The sequence below is a fragment of the Paracoccus seriniphilus genome (assembly GCF_028553745.1).
GTDB lineage: Bacteria > Pseudomonadota > Alphaproteobacteria > Rhodobacterales > Rhodobacteraceae > Paracoccus > Paracoccus seriniphilus.
Genome location: NZ_CP067130.1, coordinates 331,434 through 348,205 on the forward strand (window position 1 = coordinate 331,434; position 16,772 = coordinate 348,205).

Below are 16,772 nucleotides of genomic sequence, written 5' to 3' on the forward strand. Positions count from 1 at the left end.
CGCCCCGACAATATCAGCACGCCACATCTGAACGTCCGGCCCAGAGCAGATGCGCCTCAATGGAGGGGCCGTCGACATGATCCGGCAGACCGGCGAGGAATGCCGTCAGGGAAGTCGTGCGCTGTCACCCTGAAGCTTCAGCTTCCAGTCTTCGATCAGCGTGCCCTTGGTTCTGAGACGGCTTGCCAGATAATACAGCCGTTGCGTCGCCGGACCCGCGGGCGCGGTTTCAAAGCGTTGCTTCAGATAGTAGGGCGGGATCGCCTGAAAGTAGAGCGTCGTCGAAACCGTGACCTCCCTGGGGTCGATGCTTTCGGGCAGGGTTATCCTGTATGTCAGTTCATCCCGGCCCGCCTTGACGCCGGCGTCAGCTGCGGCGCGGCCTTCCGGCATGGTCGCCTTCATGAAGGCTGCCGTGACCTCGGATGTGCCGAACCGTTTCTCGAATGCCTCCGTGCCCGGCTCTGCCGCGCCCCATGGCAACAGGCGGTTGTCCTTGGGATGATAGACCCGATGAACGAAACTGGTGGTGAACTGCTTCTCGGCGTTCTGGGTCAATTCCTCATAGATCTGGACCTGTGCCTGATCCTCGATCAGGTCGTGATGGGGCTGATACAGCGCCTCGGTCGCACCGGGGGGCACGACATCCAGGAATTCCGTGGCCAGCGGCGTGCCATCCGGCCCCAGGATCACACCAGCCTCATTGGTGCATCCCGAACACCAGACCGTCCGGCCACTGGCATCGGTGACGCGCAGTTCCAGAAAGGCGCGGCGGAATCCGACACCCGAAGGCAGGCGATGCCCGGTCTTGTTGTCGACACTGACGACCGCCTCGACCACATTGTCAGTCGCGCTCAGGCTCTCGATGCTGACATCTGCCGTCTCGTCACGTGCCTGCAGCGCCATTGTGTCGATCGAAAGCTGCGCGCCATTGGTGGCATAGGTCATCGGGTCCCGCGATCCCAATCCCATCTCTTCATCGAATTGCGACAGCATCTCGATCAGAAAGGCGTTCTGGCCAACGAAATTGTGTCGCTTGTAGCCATCGCGGAAGGGCACCTCGATCTCGTCATGGGGCAAGGAATTGGGCACTTCGGGCAGATTGCTGTCCTGGATCGAGGCGATCTGAGTGGTCAGGCCGTCGATGCTGATCTTGCCATCCAGAGTTTCGAAATTGTCCTTCATATGACAGTCCTGACAGGACTGCAGCGTGTCCTTGTCGGCATATTCGCTGTTCTGCCATTCAAGATATGTGGCCTGCTCGACCGAATGCTGGAAGCCGACCAGCGGCTCGCGATAGCTGGCATCATATTCGGAGCCGAGGAACGCCACCGCGTTCCGTGCCGCATCGTTCAGGATCTTCTGTTCTGCCGCCGTGAAGCCGGGCAGAGGCTTGTCCGTTGCAGCATCGACATTGGGCAGATTGATCGTGTGGCAGGCGCCGCACATCTCGCTGTCCTTGATGTATTCGTCGTGAACCGGCTTGATGCCCATGGCATTCTGCATCGGGCGTTCGCGGATATCGGCATAGGGGCCGATCAACTCATCCGCAGATGTCATGCGGAACACCCCCGTCGTCCCGTTCATCAGATAGGTGTCCAGCTTGTTGTAAGCGGGTTGGTCCCCGGCCTGTTGCGGCGGCGCAATGTGGTGGCAGACCGTGCACGAGATGCCCTCTCGCGCAAGATTGCCATATTCATGGTAAGGATAGCTGCCATCCGCGATCTGCTGTTCCAGTTGCTGCGTGGTCAGCGGAGCATGAAGCAGGGCATATTCCGGTTTGAAGACATTGGCATTCAGACCCTTGTCGGGATCGTTTTTCGCGTCGATCAACAACTGGCGTTGCCCCATCGCGCCGTGACAGGACAGGCAGGTCGTTCCAAGATTGCCCGACAGATCGCCCGCACCAGCCTGTTCCAGCAAGGCATACTCGGATTCCAGCTGCGCGTAGAAGATCGGGTCACGCCCGGCAAGCCCCATCGGCGACCAGCGCCATTCCCCGTATTCCGAGATATTGTAGCCATCGCCATAGTCGGGACCGTCCTTGACGAACATGGTCACGCCCGAGGGCGCGCCGCCCAGCCCTCCATGGCAGCCAAGGCAATTGTCCGAAGTCAGGAAATGCTGGGTGTCATCCGGGCGCGCGGGCACATGGTCCAGCCATTCGCTCGGCAAGGTCTGAAGATCGGTATGGCTGACATCGATCCCCTTTGCGGGCGGGAACATCTGGAGGAAGGCGCTGTTCACCTTGTCCGGCGAGGTCTTGACCGCTGCAAGATGGGCGGCGCGCATGGCCGCCGGATCATGGGCATCGCTGAAGTAGAGGTCGATGAATTCGGTCAGATCGGCGCCAAAGCCCGGTTTCTGCGGCTTGGGCAGATCACGCCAGCTTTCGTCGACGCGGAAGATCACCGGCTCACCCGGATATCCTTCGATGTTTTCAAGGGCCGAGAAAATCAGCTCTTCGGCGGCCGAGGCATGACAACGCATGCACATCCCGTCCCCGCTGGCTGCCAGAGGCGGACTGAAGGGCGGCGCAAAAGCATCAATGACCGGCTTGCGCGCGGCCATGTCGTCTGGATTGGCAAAATAGACCGAGGCAAAGAACCAGCCACCATGGGACAGCTTGCTGTCCTTGACCATCACGGTCCAGTTCAGGCCACCCGTCTCATAGGCATAATCGGCCATCTCATCGACGACCTTTTCAGGATCATCCGGGTATTGCTGCTGCAACTGTGCAAGATGCTCGTTGTATTTCGCCGAAGGTGGCGTCACCATTTCCTTGATCACGATGGCACCATCGGGGATCGCGCCATCGCGGCCCGCTTCAAGCCATGAGATGATCTCGGGCGAATAATACATGCGAACAGCCGGGTGGATGCCAAAGCTCATGTTGAAGACAAAGGGACCGGTATCGCGCCAGCTCTTGTCCCGTTTCCAGCCCAGTTCGACATATTCGCGCCGGGCGACCCAGGGGAACAGGCGTTTCTCGTAATCGATCAGTGGCAATGTGCTGGGCAGGGGCAGATCAGCGGCCTGACCAGATCCGACCGGAGCCGTGCTTTCCAAGGCGGCCAGCGGTCCTGTCATGGACAACAGGAAAGAGAGAGCGACCATCGGAATCCTGCTGCGCACCATGATCTACCCCCGATTGCAAAATGAGAAATATAAACGCCTATTAATGGAATCTGATAACCCAACAGGTGATTCGGATAAACCTTTTGCTTTGAACAGATTGATCGATTGCGGATTGCGGCAAATCCGCATGTGACGCATGATGTACGACCGATAAGCGATGCGCTCATTCTCTCTGGTTGCGCGGCATTGTCATGCCCAGCCGGTTCCAAACGTCCTTTTTGCCCTGCATTTCCTGGGTAAAGCGCGTGGATTCCCGGTGGCCCTGAGGGCAAGCTTTGCCCTTGAATACGGACTCACCGGATCTGGAGGCCGGAAATCATGCGCCGCGGCCATATTTCGCTGCCATGTTCGAAAATGTGCGCGGCTTTCATGGCAGAAGATACTGTTTCGACAGGCGCAAGGGGCATGGTTCTGCGCACCAGGCAGACGCGGAAATCAACAGATTTTCCAAAAACGAATAAAAACGAAAATACAGCTTTTCTTTTTAAACCAACTTTGGAAAGGTAGGTAACAGGAGGATTTGGGAGGATCCAACGTGAGTGAACGCTCGGACGTCTCCAGCCTTTCGGTTTATGGCGGAGGCAGGAATGGCTTCGCTGTCGCATGGGATGCGGTCGGGCCCGGCCTGTCCGCCATCCAGGCCGCGATTGTCCGGCCCGTCATCGGATTCTTTTTTGCCGCAAGCCGGTTTTCCCGCCACAGGCAGCGCCGTGATCACCCCCGCAGTCACCACTGTCCTGGATCAACGCGTATGCCGGCAGACCGGCCATGGCATGACGAACCCGGCAAGGGGCCTGGCCCGAATGCGCGACCGGGTCCGGGGGATGCGGGGGCCGTTGTCGGTCCGGGCCGAAATCTTGACGCACGGCTGGCCGCAAGGTGCATTGGAAGAAAGGACATCGCATGACCCTTGAGCTCAGAGACGTCAGCCATGTCGTGGGGGCGCAGACATTCATCCACCCGACGACCTTGACCCTGAAGAAAGGCACGATGAACGTGCTGCTGGGGCCGACATCTTCGGGCAAGACCACGCTGATGCGCCTGATGGCGGGCCTTGATACGCCGACAAGGGGCCGCATCTTCTGGAACGGCGAGGATGTGACCGGCCAGCGGGTGCAGGACCGCAAGATCGCAATGGTCTACCAGCAGTTCATCAACTACCCGGCAATGACGGTTTACGAGAATATCGCATCCCCGATGAAGCTGATGGGGCTGGACAGGGCCGAGATCGATCGCCGCGTGCGCAAGACGGCCGAGCTCATGCAGTTGACGCCGATGCTGCAGCGCAAGCCGCTGGAGCTTTCCGGGGGCCAGCAGCAGCGCTGTGCCCTTGCCCGGGCGCTGGTCAAGAACGCGGGTCTTGTCCTGCTGGACGAGCCCTTGGCAAATCTTGACTACAAGCTGCGCGAAGAACTGCGCGCGGAAATCCCCCGTATCTTCGCGGAATCCGGGGCGATTTTCGTCTATGCCACGACAGAACCGGAAGAGGCCCTGCTTCTGGGCGGAAATTGCGCCACCCTTTGGGAAGGCCGCGTCACCCAGTTCGGCCCCACTGCCGAGGTCTATCGCAAGCCGGCAGATGCCACCACGGCGCGGGTCTTCTCGGATCCGCCGATGAACTTCCTCGTGGTGGAAAAGCGCGGAGACGTCATGCATTTCGGTCAGGGAGAGCGTATTCCTTCGGTGGTCCAGGCCCCCGACGGCCAATATACCCTTGGCTTTCGGCCCAATCACCTGACGCTGGAACCCAGCCCCGGCGCGATCGGCTTCGAGACCACGCTTGGCGTGGTCGAGATCACCGGATCGGAAACCTTTGTTCATCTGGGTCATGGCGATGCGCGCTGGGTCGGGCTGATCCCCGGCGTGCGCGACCTCAAGCCGGGACAGGCGCTCAGGGTCTATCTTGATCCGTCACGGGTTTACCTTTTTGCGCAGGATGGCAGCCTTGTGGCCACTGCCCCCTATGCGGAGGCTGCGTGACATGGCCAGTATCACCCTCGACAATCTGGCGCATTCCTATCTGCCCGATCCGCGGTCGGAATCCGATTTTGCCCTGAAAGAGCTGAACCATGAATGGGTTGACGGCGAAGCCTATGCCCTGCTTGGCGCCTCGGGTTGCGGCAAATCCACGCTGTTGAACATCATCTCGGGTCTGTTGATCCCGTCGCAGGGCCGGGTGCTATTCGACGGAAAGGATGTGACCACCGCCCCCACTGCCGATCGCAATATTGCGCAAGTCTTTCAGTTTCCCGTCGTCTACGACACCATGACGGTCTATGAAAACCTTGCCTTTCCGCTGAAAAATCGCCGCATGGAGCCCGCCGAGATCCAGCGCCGCGTCCAGAAGATCGCCGCCATGATCGGCATGGAGGCACAGCTGAGCCACAAGGCCCGGGGGCTGACCGCCGACGCCAAGCAAAAGATCTCCCTTGGGCGCGGCATGGTCCGCGAGGATGTGAACGCCCTGCTGTTTGACGAGCCGCTGACGGTGATCGATCCCCACATGAAGTGGGAGCTGCGCACCCAGCTGAAAAAGCTGCATCAGGATTTCGGCCACACGATGATCTATGTGACTCACGACCAGACCGAGGCGCTGACCTTTGCCGACAAGGTTGTCGTCATGCATGACGGCCGCGTGGTGCAGATCGGCACGCCGCAAGAACTGTTCGAGCGCCCCGCGCATACCTTTGTCGGCTATTTCATCGGCTCGCCCGGCATGAATCTCTTCGACGCAGAGATCGAGGGCAACACCGCCCGCGTATGCGATGCCATCGTGCCGCTGGACGGTTTCTACACGGCGGCGGGCAAGATGCAGATCGGGGTGCGCCCCGAATTCGTCCGCCTTTCCACTGGTGACGAGGGCATTCCCGCCCGGATCCGCCGGATCGAGGACGTGGGCCGCCACAAGATCCTGCGCCTTGACGTCGCCGGACGCGAGATCAACGCCCTCGCGGCCGAGGGCGAGAACATATCGGCTGACAGCAACCGGATCACCTTCGCGCCGGGACGGATCAACGTCTATGCCGATGACTGGCGCATCTCACCGCAGGAGGGCACAGCATGAACAAGACCGTCAATCAAAAGGCGTGGTTTCTGGTCCTGCCGGTGCTCTTGCTGGTCGCCTTCTCGGCCGTCATCCCGCTGATGACCGTGGTGAACTATTCGGTTCAGGATACCTTCGGAAACAACCAGTTCTTCTGGGCGGGCCTCGACTGGTTCGATGACATGCTGCATTCCGACCGCATGTGGAACGCGCTGGGACGGCAGCTGATGTTCTCGGCGATCATTCTGGCGATCGAGGTGCCACTGGGCATCTTCGTTGCCCTGAACATGCCGAAAAGAGGCTTCTGGGCCTCGTTCTGCCTGGTCGTCATGTCCCTGCCCCTGCTGATCCCGTGGAACGTCGTCGGCACGATCTGGCAGATCTTTGGCCGCGTCGACATCGGCCTGCTGGGCTATGCGCTGGATCGGCTGGGCATCGACTACAATTACACCCAGAACAGCCTTGACGCATGGATCACGGTCATCGTCATGGACGTCTGGCACTGGACCTCGTTGATCGCGCTGCTGGCCTATGCCGGTTTGCGGTCAATCCCTGACGCCTATTATCAGGCCGCCAAGATCGATCAGGCCAGCCGCTGGTCGGTGTTTCGCTACATCGAACTGCCCAAGATGGCCGGCGTGTTGATGATCGCGATCCTGTTGCGCTTCATGGACAGTTTCATGATCTACACCGAACCTTTCGTCGTGACCGGTGGAGGCCCCGGAAATGCGACGACCTTCCTGTCGATCGACCTTGTGAAGATGGCGCTGGGTCAGTTCGACCTTGGCCCGGCTGCAGCATTCAGCCTGATGTATTTCCTTGTGATCATGGCGATCAGCTGGGTGTTCTACACGGTCATGACGACCCTTGATAACCGGGATGGCAAGTAGATGACCGATACCGCAATGCCGAAAGCCGCCCGGAAGATGCAAGAGATCGCAGGCGAAACCCCACCCAGGCAGCAGCGCAGGCGGCGGCTCTCGGGACGGGCCGTGGTGATGGCGCTTTATCTGCTGTTTCTGATGCTGCCGATCTATTGGCTGTTGAACATGAGCCTGAAGACCAATTCCGAGATTCTCGGAACCTTCAGCCTCTGGCCGCGCAATCTGACCTTTGCGAATTACCAGACGATCCTGACCGACCCAAGCTGGTATATGGGATATGTCAATTCGCTGATCTACGTGGTGATGAACACGGTCATCAGCCTTGCCGTGGCCTTGCCGGCCGCCTATGCCTTCAGCCGCTACAGCTTCATGGGCGACAAGCATCTGTTCTTCTGGCTGCTGACCAATCGCATGGCCCCGCCCGCCGTCTTTGCCCTGCCCTTCTTCCAGCTGTATTCCTCGATCGGTCTCTTTGATACCCATGTCGCCGTCGCCCTGGCCCATTGCCTGTTCAACGTCCCCCTGGCCGTCTGGATTCTCGAAGGATTCATGCGCGGTGTGCCCAGGGAAATCGACGAGACAGCCTATATCGACGGCTATTCCTTTCCGGCCTTCTTCATCAAGATATTCACTCCGCTGATCGCCAGCGGCATCGGCGTCGCGGCGTTCTTCTGCTTCATGTTCTCATGGGTCGAACTGTTGCTCAGCCGAACGCTGACCTCGGTGGATGCCAAACCGATTGCCGCCACCATGACCCGCACAGTCGGAGCCGCCGGCGTCGACTGGGGCGTGCTGGCCGCGGCGGGTGTCCTGACGATCCTGCCGGGGGCCTTGGTCATCTATTTCGTGCGCAACTACATCGCCAAGGGCTTTGCCCTGGGACGGGTGTGATGGCGGGACTGAAAGGAGCTTGCAATGCTTGACTGGATGGCATGGACATGGCCGACAGCGGTGTTTTTCCTGATCATTGCGGTGCTTCTGATCACCTTTACCGCGCTGGCGATCAAGTTCCCCGAGGTGCCGCGCAAGGGGATCCTGAGGATCGAGACCACGCGTGGGGATCGCCTGTTCATCACGCTGCTGGGCTCTGCCTTCATCAATCTGCTGTGGCTGGCCGCGGGTCCTGGCCCGCAGCCCTATGCGCTGATCCTTTGCCTGGTCTATGCCGCTGCGGTCTTCCGCTGGGTCTAGATGATGGCAATCCCCGGCGCAGGTCACCGCGCCGGACCGCCAACGTTCAACCGAAAGGGAGGAAAACTATAATGAACGTTCTTCTGAAATCTTCCACCGCGCTGGGGCTGGCACTTGCCCTGACCCAGCCGGCCTGGGCCGATATGGAGGCCGCCAGATCATTCCTGGACGCCGAGATCGGAGATATTTCCACCCTGTCCCGCGAGGAACAGGAAGCCGAGATGCAGTGGTTCATTGACGCCGCCCAGCCATTCCAGGGCATGGAAATCAACGTCGTCTCGGAAACGATCACGACGCATGAATATGAAGCCCAGGTTCTGGCCCCGGCGTTCACCGCGATCACGGGCATCAAGGTCAACCATGACCTGATCGGTGAAGGCGATGTCGTCGAGAAGCTGCAGACGCAGATGCAGTCGGGCGAGAATATCTATGATGCCTATGTCAATGACTCGGACCTGATCGGCACCCATTGGCGCTATCAGCAGGTCCGCAACCTGACCGACTGGATGGCCAACGAGGGCGCGGATGTCACCTCTCCGACGCTGGACCTTGACGATTTCATCGGACTGGACTTCACGACGGCACCCGATGGCAAGCTGTATCAGCTGCCCGATCAGCAGTTCGCGAACCTTTACTGGTTCCGCTATGACTGGTTCAACGACGAGAAGAACAAGGCCGATTTCAAGGAAAAATACGGCTACGATCTGGGCGTTCCGGTGAACTGGTCCGCCTATGAGGATATCGCCGAGTTTTTCACCGGCCGCGATCTGTCGCATATGGGCATTGAAGATGATGTCTATGGCAACATGGACTATGGCAAGAAAGACCCCAGCCTGGGCTGGCGCTATACCGATGCCTGGATGTCCATGGCCGGCATGGGCGACAAGGGTGAGCCCAACGGCCTGCCGGTCGATGAATGGGGTATCCGCGTCAACGAGAATTCGCAGCCCGTCGGTGCCTGCGTCGAACGTGGCGGTGCGACCAACTCTCCTGCTGCGGTCTATGCCGTGGACAAGGCGATCAAATGGCTGCAGGAATACTCTCCGCCCGCTGCTGCCGGCATGACCTTCTCGGAAGCCGGTCCGGTTCCCGCGCAGGGCAATATCGCCCAGCAGATGTTCATGTATACGACCTTCGTGGCCCCGCTGGTCGCATCCGATGCCGTCATGAACGAAGACGGCACGCCCAAATGGCGTCTGGCACCCAGCCCGCACGGCGTTTACTGGGAGGATGGCATGAAGGTCGGCTATCAGGACGTCGGGTCCTGGACGCTGATGAAATCCACCCCGGTAGACCGCGCGCAGGCGGCATGGCTTTACGCGCAATTCGTCACCTCGAAGACGGTCGATGTGAAGAAATCCGATGTCGGGCTGACCTTTGTTCGCGAATCCACCATCAACTCGGATCATTTCACCCAGCGGGCCGACAAGCTGGGCGGTCTGGTGGAATTCTATCGCTCGCCCGACCGCGTGCGCTGGTCGCCCACCGGCACCAATGTGCCTGACTATCCCAAGCTGGCACAGCTGTGGTGGCAGAACATCGGCGATGCGATGTCCGGGGCAAAGTCCTCGCAGGAAGCGCTGGACCAGCTGTGTGCCGACATGGAAAGCGTGATGGAGCGGATCGAACGTTCCGGCATCCAGGGAGATCTGGGTCCGGTCATGAACGAGCCGCAGGAGGCATCCTATTGGCTGGACGAACAGCCGGGCGCTCCCAAGCCCAGGCTGGAAAACGAGGATGAAGAGCCGATGACCATCGGTTACGACGAACTCGTCGCGTCCTGGAACTGATCAGCATTCAAACACAGGCCGGGGCGCAGAAATCCGCCCCGGCCTTTTGCGTCTGGCGGGACGTTCAAGGCAAGAACCCCATTCCGGCGGCCAAACGGGACGGGATCGGCGGCCCTGCCCTGTCCGATCAAGGACAGCAACTCATCGGGGGCAGCGAACATGGCTGCGTGCCCATGATTTCATGACCGCGCTAGAAAAGAAAATCCGCATCCACAAGATCATGCTTCCCTTCCAGCATGATCCTGAAGTCCGCGACCCCGTCACCGTCGGTATCGCCGGCGATGTAGGTATTTCCCTTCTTGATCCAGCTGCGCAATTCCTGCGCGGTCTCCGAGAAGCCTGCCGAATCTATCAGATTGAAAGCCTGATCGCCGCCAAGCCCGGTGTTGGCGTCGATTTTCCTGAGATTGATCCGATCGCCATCGGCATGCTCGAAATCGATGATGACATCGCCATCGGCCTGCCCGGTCGTGGCAAAGGCGAATGTATCGGCCCCGGCGGCCCCTTTCAGCATGTCCTCGCCAATGCCGCCGTCCAGCGTGTCCTTGCCGGTTCCGCCAAACAGCTCGTCATCGCCACGGCCACCCTCCAGGCGGTCATGGCCCGAGGCGCCATACAGCCTGTCGCTGCCGCTGCCCCCCCGAAGCGCATCATTCCCGTCGTCGCCCTTGAGCAGGTCAGCGCCCGTGCCGCCTTCGAGCTTGTCCTTTCCATCGCCTCCATACAGCCTGTCGTTGCCGCTGCCGCCATGGATCGTGTCCTTGCCATCCTCACCCTCGAGCTGGTCCTTGCCCGCGCCGCCTTCGACGAAATCGTCATCCGCGCCGCCATACAGGCTGTCATTTCCAGCGCCACCGCTGACCCAGTCGCTGCCCTTGTTCCCTTCGACCCAGTCATCTCCGTCTTCGCCGAACAGCTTGTCGGCATCGCGGCGGCCGAACAGGAAATCGTCACCCTTTCCGCCGCGCACGAAATCCTGTTGCGCGCTGCCAATCACGGTGTCAGAGCCCTGGCCCGCATTGAAGTTGTTTGTCTCCCCCGAGGTCATCGAGAGCCCGTCCAGCCCCAGGTGATAGTCATCCGGCAGCCTGACATGATCCTTGCCGCCCCGCCCGTGGTCGACCGGGTAACCGATGCCGACGCGTTCCAGAAGTTCATCGAAATCAAGCTTGTTGAAATCGACCACATCTGCACCATTGGTGAACACAGGTGTCACATTGACACGGACCGAACCGGTGTTCGTCCCGGCCACGGCAAACTCCAGTTCCTCGACGCCGATGACCGTATCGGTCCAGCCGAGCCTGGTGTTGGTCACCGTGATCTTGTGATTGGCCGGGTCGCCCTTGACGGAAATCTCGAAATCGTCGCGAAGAAACTTCTGGGCATTGGAACGCGGCACTGAAAGGCCCGAGTTGTAATAGCCCCCGTCGTCATAGACGAGCCGGTCAAATCCCTTGCCGCCGTCAATGACGGAGCCACCCTTGTACATGCCGGTCGGAGAACGGTCGATCTCATCGGGGTGATAGCCGTTGTTGCTGCGATAGTGGCTTGGGTAGAAGGTGCGAATGGTGTCGTCCTGATCACCCAGCGTTACGGTCTTGTCGCCCGACAGAAGATAGACAGAGAAAGCCCAGTCCTCATCGCCAAGGCCCGACTCGAGAAGCGGCAACAGATCCATTTCCGTCGGCTCGAAGAATGCGCCATTCTCGGACGTCCATAGCCAATCCTGCGAGGTGGTATAGCTGTTGTAGGGACCGTATCTGCGAAGTCCCAGCGATCCGACACTGCTTTCGTCCTCCTGCAACTCCCATTTGAAATAGTTCAAACCGTTGCTTTCGGTTGCAACCAGTCTTGCCACATTGCTGAGGGTGCTGGTCTCGTTCACGGCACCTTCGGCTGATGTGCCAAGCCCGTAGAGTGTCAATTCATCATGTTCGATGTCTTCACCGGCTCTGAAGCTGCGAAACCGCTCAAGGGTCTCCCAGGCCTCTCGCCAAGCAAGCTTGGTGTCACCCTCTTCGGTGCGGTAGTTCCAGTCCGGATGGCTGGTAGAATAGAACCCCAGGGTGTCATAAGCACTGGACATGCGCGCCATGAGGTTGTCGATCGAATTGCTGGCGTCGAGCACCATCCCGACCACTGGAAGATTATTGGCCATACCGCGTGAATCCCTGAAGAATTTATTCCGGGTTCAACCTTGCAAGACAGGCGGCCACAGGACCAGTTTTCACGGTCCAGCACCCAATCTGCCGACAATCTGTTGCGCGAAGGCCACAGGCTCGTGCATCCCCGTGCCGGGGTGATCATCGAACCCGACGGCACGGGCAGCCAGTCGCGCAGCCGGGGGTTTTGATCCTGGAGGTCCAACGCGCTCATGCGCAGCCCGGCGACCGTCCAAGAGGACGGCCACCGGAAGAGGGTGAAACCAGCGCAGGGTCGCGCGGATCGTTGCCGGGCCTTGGCCCGCTGGTCAGACCTTCTGTCCGACGTGGCGTCCGGCACCTTCGGGCAAGGGCATGCCGGCATGCGCCGTGGCATAGGCCGTCAGCCTTGCGGCAACCTCATCAGAGGGAAGCGCGCTGACCCGGGCCTTCATGTCCATATGCAGCAGCAGCGTCTCGACCGTCGCGGCCAGCTTGCCATCGGAGCCAAGCAGCCGGTGGAAGAGATGCATTTTCTTGCCCTCTCCCTTCAGCACCTGGGTGGTGATGGTCAGCGCATCGCCCTCATGCATCTCGTTCAGGAAACGGACATGGCTTTCGACGGTGAAATAGCTGCCGCCCGATGCGATGTATTCCGCGTCGCAGCCGATCATCTCCATGAAGCGATCGGTCGCCTGAGCCGCGGCCTCGAGATATTTCGCCTCGTTCATGTGGCCATTGTAATCGGTCCAGCTTTGCGGGATCCGGCGGCTGACGGTGACGGGCAGATCCGCGGGTTCCGGGTCGGGCAGCATGGCCTCGTGGCTGTTGATGGTGCCACCTGCGCCGCTGCCGGATTTCTTCAGCGCCCGCATCATGCCGACCAGGTTGTCGTCGCGCAAACGTTCCAGATCGCGGATCGACATATGGCCCGACTGTGCGTCGGACTGGCTGGCGATCAGATCCACCAGTTCATCGGTGAATTCGGGCACATCCATCAGCTTGGTCCAGGGCCATTCCAGCGCCGGACCGAATTGCGCCATGAAGTGCTTCATTCCCGCTTCGCCGCCGGCAATGCGATAGGTTTCGAACAGGCCCATCTGCGCCCACCGCAGGCCAAATCCAAAGCGGATCGCATCATCCAGTTCCTCGGTCGTGCAGATCCCATCCTTGATCAGCCACAGCCCTTCGCGCCAGACCGCCTCCAGCAGCCGGTCCGCGATATGGGCGTCGATCTCCTTGCGCACGACCAGCGGCTTCATCCCGACCGAGGTCAGCAGGGCGCTGGCGCGTTGTGTCACCGCGTCGGGCGTCGCCGCCGAGGGAACCAATTCGACCAGTGGCAGCAGATAGACCGGGTTGAAGGGATGCGCGACAATGATCTGACCGGGATTCAGGGCACCTTCCTGCAATTCCGAGGGCTTGAACCCCGACGTCGAAGAGCCAAGTATCGCGTCCCTGGGCGCATGTTGCTGGATCAGCTTGTGGATCTTGTGCTTCAGATCCAGCCGCTCGGGCACGCTTTCCTGAATCCAGACCGCATCCGATACGGCCTCGGCCATGTCGGCGTGAAAGCTCAGCTTGCCTTCCGGTGGCAGCGCCTTGTCATAGAGCGAGGGCAACGCGCGGCGGGCATTGGCCAGAACCTCGCCGATCTTGCGTTCGGCCTGGGGGTCGGGATCGAACACCCGAACATCCCAGCCATTCAGCAGAAACCGCGCGGCCCAGCCACCCCCGATCACCCCGCCGCCAATGATTGCTGCTGTCGTCATCTCTGCATTTCCCTCTGAGATTGGTTCGCTTGCAGGCGAGAGGGCCGCCCGATTTCCGGGACCGCCCTTTGCCGGTCAGTTACTTTGCTACCGGCGCGCGCTTGGTCAGGCCCAGCTTTTCACGCACGGCTTCGGGGCCGATGATTTTTGCGCCCATGCCTTCGATGACACCGACGGCCTTTTCGACCAGTTGCGCATTGGTGGCCAGAACGCCCTTTTCAAGGAACAGGTTGTCTTCCAGACCGACCCGGACGTTGCCTCCTGCCAGAACGGCGGCCGCGGCATAGGGCATCTGGTCGCGTCCCAGCGAGAAGGCCGACCAGTTCCAGTCAGCAGGAATATTGTTGACCATCGCCATGAAGGTATTGAGGTCATTGGGCGCGCCCCATGGCACCCCCATGCACAGTTGCACCAGCGCCGGAGAGGTCAGGATGCCTTCCTTGACCAGCTGTGTGGCAAACCACAGATGGCCGGTGTCAAAGGCCTCGATCTCGGGCTTCACGCCCAGATCGGTCATCATCTGGCCCATGGCGCGCAGCATGCCGGGCGTGTTGGTCATCACGTAATCGGCTTCGGCAAAATTCATGGTGCCGCAGTCCAGCGTGCAGATTTCGGGCAGGCATTCGGCGATATGCGCCATCCGCTCGCTTGCCCCGATCATGTCGGTGGCGGCAGCGTTCACCGGAAAGGGTGCCTCGGTCGAGCCGAAGACGATGTCGCCGCCCATGCCCGCGGTCAGGTTCAGCACCACATCCACCTCGGCCGCGCGAATGCGGTCGGTCACTTCGCGATACAGGTCAAGGCGACGCGAGGGCGCACCGGTCTCGGGGTCGCGCACATGGCAATGCACGACGGCTGCCCCGGCTTTGGCCGCATCGATCGCGCTGTCGGCGATCTGCTGGGGCGAACGCGGGACATGCGGGCTCTTGTCCTGGGTGCCGCCCGATCCGGTGATGGCAGCGGTGATGAAGACCTCGCGGTTCATGGTAAGGGGCATGTCCTGACTCCTGTGGTTAGCCGTCAAATCCGGGATGGCCTGCGCGCCAACGCCAAGAGCTGCCATGGTGGGCCTCCAGCGGTCACAACCGTCTGGTTCCCTGGCAGGTTGCGTGGATGAGCGAGATCCGCACCAGTGAATACCATTTCCTTGTAGCCGGGATTCAGCAGTCGCATCTTAACTATTTCTGCCATATACTGAATGAATGTCGCCACACCCGCCCCATGATTTTGAATTCCTGCTGTTCGATGGCTTTTCGAACATGGTTCTGGCCAATGCCATGGAACCGCTGCGCGACGTCAAGCTGCGCGGAATTTCAGGCAGTGTCGACTGGAGGGTGTCCACGATGGACGGCAGGGCCGTCCGAAGTTCCAGCGGCTTGCAGATTTCGCCCGATGGCGTCTTTGATCCCGACCGACCGGGACGACGGCTGTTTCTGGTCGCGGGCTATCATGTCCGAAGTCTGGCCACCCCGGCCTTGATCACGGCTCTGCGCAGGGCCGCGCGCGGCGCACAGCAGATCATTGCTGTCGATACCGCCGCCTGGCTGTTGGCTGCGGCCGGGCTGCTGGACGGGCAAAGCGCGACCATTCACTGGCAAGAACTGGATGATTTCGAAGAGACGTTTTCGCGTGTCGATGTCTCGATCAGCCGCTATGTCCGCGCGGGGTCCTTCATCACATGTGGCGGTGCCAGCACCACGCTTGACCTCATGCTGGACCTGATCAAGGAGTTGTTCGGCGCTGCCGTCGCTTTCGAGGCTTCGACGATGTTCCTCTATGATGCGGAACGCCAGGCTTCGCTGCGTCGCGGGGCCAGCCGGCTGGAAGGCAATGCGCCGCGGGCGCTGCTGGCCGCGCTGGACGTGATGTCAGCCAATATCGAATCCCCCCTGTCGACGGGCGAGATTGCATCGCGCAGCCTGATTTCGGAACGGACCTTGCACCGCGTTTTCCAGCAGGAACTGATGATGAGCCCGGGCAAATACTACCAGATGCTGCGCTTGCAGCGTGCCCGGCATCTGGCCCTGGAAACACGACTGCCGCTGGAGCAGATCGCCCTGCGTTGCGGGTTTTCCTCGGCACCTTCCCTCTCGCGCGCCATACGCAAGGAATTCGGCGTGCCGATCAGGCATCTTTCTTCACGGAAAGCATAGGACGACACGGGAAACGGGAATCCGACATGGCCGGCAGAGGCGAATTTCCCCGTCATCTGACCGGCGCGCGACAATCCAGGATTTCCGACACGATGGCCCTTGCGTAATCGGCATCCAGCGGTTTCCGATTGAGCAGGCGATACCAGAAAGCGCCGTGTACCATGGCCGAAATCACCTCGGGGTCGCGGTTGGGGGAAAGCTCTCCGTGCTCTTGCGCATGATGCAGCAGGGCGGTCATCATCCTTTCGCGGGGCTGAACGAAATCGGCAAGAAAGGCGTCTTGAAATGCGCGGTCCTGCTGCGCGGCTGCGATGAGTGCGCGCAGGATATCCCCATCGACATTCAGATGCTGAAAGACCTTGATCAGAAAATTCTCAAGCAAGGCCCGGCAATCCCCTGCCGTTTCCAGCATGGGGTCGGCGGCATAGTTGTGCGTTTCCTCGAACACCGCCTCAAGGACAAGTTCGGCCTTGGTGTTCCAGCGGTTGTAAAGCGTCTGACGCGCCACACCGGCCTCTTTGGCAATGGCGGCAATGGTGACCTTGTCATAGCCGTTTTCACGGATGAGCCGCAGCGCGGCCGCCTTCAGCGCGGCGCTGGCTTTGGCGTTTACCGGGCGCCCGCTTGCAACCTCTCTAGTCATGCAGATCTCCTGTTCAG

General features: G+C 60.4%; 12 protein-coding genes. 7 read left to right on the forward strand and 5 right to left on the reverse strand.

What is annotated here, in order from left to right; genetic code table 11:
- Positions 1–105: 105 nt before the first annotated feature.
- A complete protein-coding gene (locus tag JHW44_RS15200; RefSeq protein ID WP_089344214.1) occupies positions 106–3,117 on the reverse strand; it encodes a hypothetical protein in 3,012 nt (1,003 codons plus the stop codon).
- Between the two features lie 924 nt (positions 3,118–4,041).
- Between JHW44_RS15200 and JHW44_RS15205 the strand changes: the two genes are divergently transcribed.
- The 6 genes from JHW44_RS15205 (at position 4,042) to JHW44_RS15230 (ending at position 10,046) form a co-directional block, all read left to right on the forward strand.
- A complete protein-coding gene (locus JHW44_RS15205) occupies positions 4,042–5,118 on the forward strand; it encodes an ABC transporter ATP-binding protein (RefSeq protein ID WP_089344217.1) in 1,077 nt (358 codons plus the stop codon).
- 1 nt (position 5,119) lies between these two features.
- Positions 5,120–6,202 carry an ABC transporter ATP-binding protein gene (locus JHW44_RS15210; protein WP_089344412.1) on the forward strand — a complete coding sequence of 361 codons (1,083 nt, stop codon included), beginning with the start codon at positions 5,120–5,122 and terminating at the stop codon, positions 6,200–6,202.
- The gene (locus JHW44_RS15215; protein WP_089344218.1) at positions 6,199–7,071 is read left to right on the forward strand and encodes a carbohydrate ABC transporter permease; all 873 of its coding nucleotides are present in this window, start codon (positions 6,199–6,201) and stop codon (positions 7,069–7,071) included. Before JHW44_RS15210 ends, JHW44_RS15215 begins: the two co-directional genes overlap by 4 nt.
- Before the next feature lie 36 nt (positions 7,072–7,107).
- Complete coding sequence (locus tag JHW44_RS15220; RefSeq protein ID WP_089344413.1) at positions 7,108–7,956, forward strand: carbohydrate ABC transporter permease; 849 nt, start codon at positions 7,108–7,110, stop codon at positions 7,954–7,956.
- A 24-nt stretch (positions 7,957–7,980) separates the two neighbouring features.
- Positions 7,981–8,256, forward strand: a complete 276-nt coding sequence (locus JHW44_RS15225) for a DUF2160 domain-containing protein (protein WP_089344219.1) — start codon at positions 7,981–7,983, stop codon at positions 8,254–8,256.
- A gap of 71 nt (positions 8,257–8,327) precedes the next feature.
- Positions 8,328–10,046, forward strand: coding sequence for an ABC transporter substrate-binding protein (locus tag JHW44_RS15230; RefSeq protein WP_179217703.1), 1,719 nt, complete (start codon positions 8,328–8,330; stop codon positions 10,044–10,046).
- A 190-nt stretch (positions 10,047–10,236) separates the two neighbouring features.
- Here JHW44_RS15230 and JHW44_RS15235 read toward each other — a convergent pair whose 3' ends face one another.
- The 3 genes from JHW44_RS15235 to bcoG all read right to left on the reverse strand — a co-directional run bounded on the left by JHW44_RS15235 (position 10,237) and on the right by bcoG (position 14,956).
- Complete coding sequence (locus JHW44_RS15235; RefSeq protein ID WP_089344220.1) at positions 10,237–12,204, reverse strand: calcium-binding protein; 1,968 nt, start codon at positions 12,202–12,204, stop codon at positions 10,237–10,239.
- A gap of 312 nt (positions 12,205–12,516) precedes the next feature.
- The gene (locus JHW44_RS15240; protein ID WP_089344221.1) at positions 12,517–13,959 is read right to left on the reverse strand and encodes a carnitine 3-dehydrogenase; all 1,443 of its coding nucleotides are present in this window, start codon (positions 13,957–13,959) and stop codon (positions 12,517–12,519) included.
- Between the two features lie 79 nt (positions 13,960–14,038).
- The gene (gene bcoG, locus JHW44_RS15245) at positions 14,039–14,956 is read right to left on the reverse strand and encodes a 3-dehydrocarnitine:acetyl-CoA trimethylamine transferase BcoG (RefSeq protein WP_089344222.1); all 918 of its coding nucleotides are present in this window, start codon (positions 14,954–14,956) and stop codon (positions 14,039–14,041) included.
- A 205-nt stretch (positions 14,957–15,161) separates the two neighbouring features.
- Between bcoG and JHW44_RS15250 the strand changes: the two genes are divergently transcribed.
- The gene (locus JHW44_RS15250) at positions 15,162–16,112 is read left to right on the forward strand and encodes a GlxA family transcriptional regulator (RefSeq protein WP_089344223.1); all 951 of its coding nucleotides are present in this window, start codon (positions 15,162–15,164) and stop codon (positions 16,110–16,112) included.
- Between the two features lie 52 nt (positions 16,113–16,164).
- Here JHW44_RS15250 and JHW44_RS15255 read toward each other — a convergent pair whose 3' ends face one another.
- A complete protein-coding gene (locus JHW44_RS15255) occupies positions 16,165–16,755 on the reverse strand; it encodes a TetR/AcrR family transcriptional regulator (protein ID WP_089344224.1) in 591 nt (196 codons plus the stop codon).
- Between the last annotated feature and the right edge of the window lie 17 nt (positions 16,756–16,772).

Bases quoted from the DNA above. Each gene is read 5' to 3' on its own strand.
- JHW44_RS15205 (WP_089344217.1), top strand. From the start codon at position 4,042: ATGACCCTTGAGCTCAGAGACGTCAGCCATGTCGTGGGGGCGCAGACA.
- JHW44_RS15235 (WP_089344220.1), bottom strand. From the start codon at position 12,204: ATGGCCAATAATCTTCCAGTGGTCGGGATGGTGCTCGACGCCAGCAAT.
- JHW44_RS15200 (WP_089344214.1), bottom strand. From the start codon at position 3,117: ATGGTCGCTCTCTCTTTCCTGTTGTCCATGACAGGACCGCTGGCCGCC.
- JHW44_RS15225 (WP_089344219.1), top strand. From the start codon at position 7,981: ATGCTTGACTGGATGGCATGGACATGGCCGACAGCGGTGTTTTTCCTG.
- JHW44_RS15240 (WP_089344221.1), bottom strand. From the start codon at position 13,959: ATGACGACAGCAGCAATCATTGGCGGCGGGGTGATCGGGGGTGGCTGG.
- JHW44_RS15250 (WP_089344223.1), top strand. From the start codon at position 15,162: ATGTCGCCACACCCGCCCCATGATTTTGAATTCCTGCTGTTCGATGGC.
- JHW44_RS15255 (WP_089344224.1), bottom strand. From the start codon at position 16,755: ATGACTAGAGAGGTTGCAAGCGGGCGCCCGGTAAACGCCAAAGCCAGC.
- JHW44_RS15215 (WP_089344218.1), top strand. From the start codon at position 6,199: ATGAACAAGACCGTCAATCAAAAGGCGTGGTTTCTGGTCCTGCCGGTG.
- JHW44_RS15210 (WP_089344412.1), top strand. From the start codon at position 5,120: ATGGCCAGTATCACCCTCGACAATCTGGCGCATTCCTATCTGCCCGAT.
- JHW44_RS15220 (WP_089344413.1), top strand. From the start codon at position 7,108: ATGCAAGAGATCGCAGGCGAAACCCCACCCAGGCAGCAGCGCAGGCGG.
- JHW44_RS15230 (WP_179217703.1), top strand. From the start codon at position 8,328: ATGAACGTTCTTCTGAAATCTTCCACCGCGCTGGGGCTGGCACTTGCC.
- bcoG (WP_089344222.1), bottom strand. From the start codon at position 14,956: ATGCCCCTTACCATGAACCGCGAGGTCTTCATCACCGCTGCCATCACC.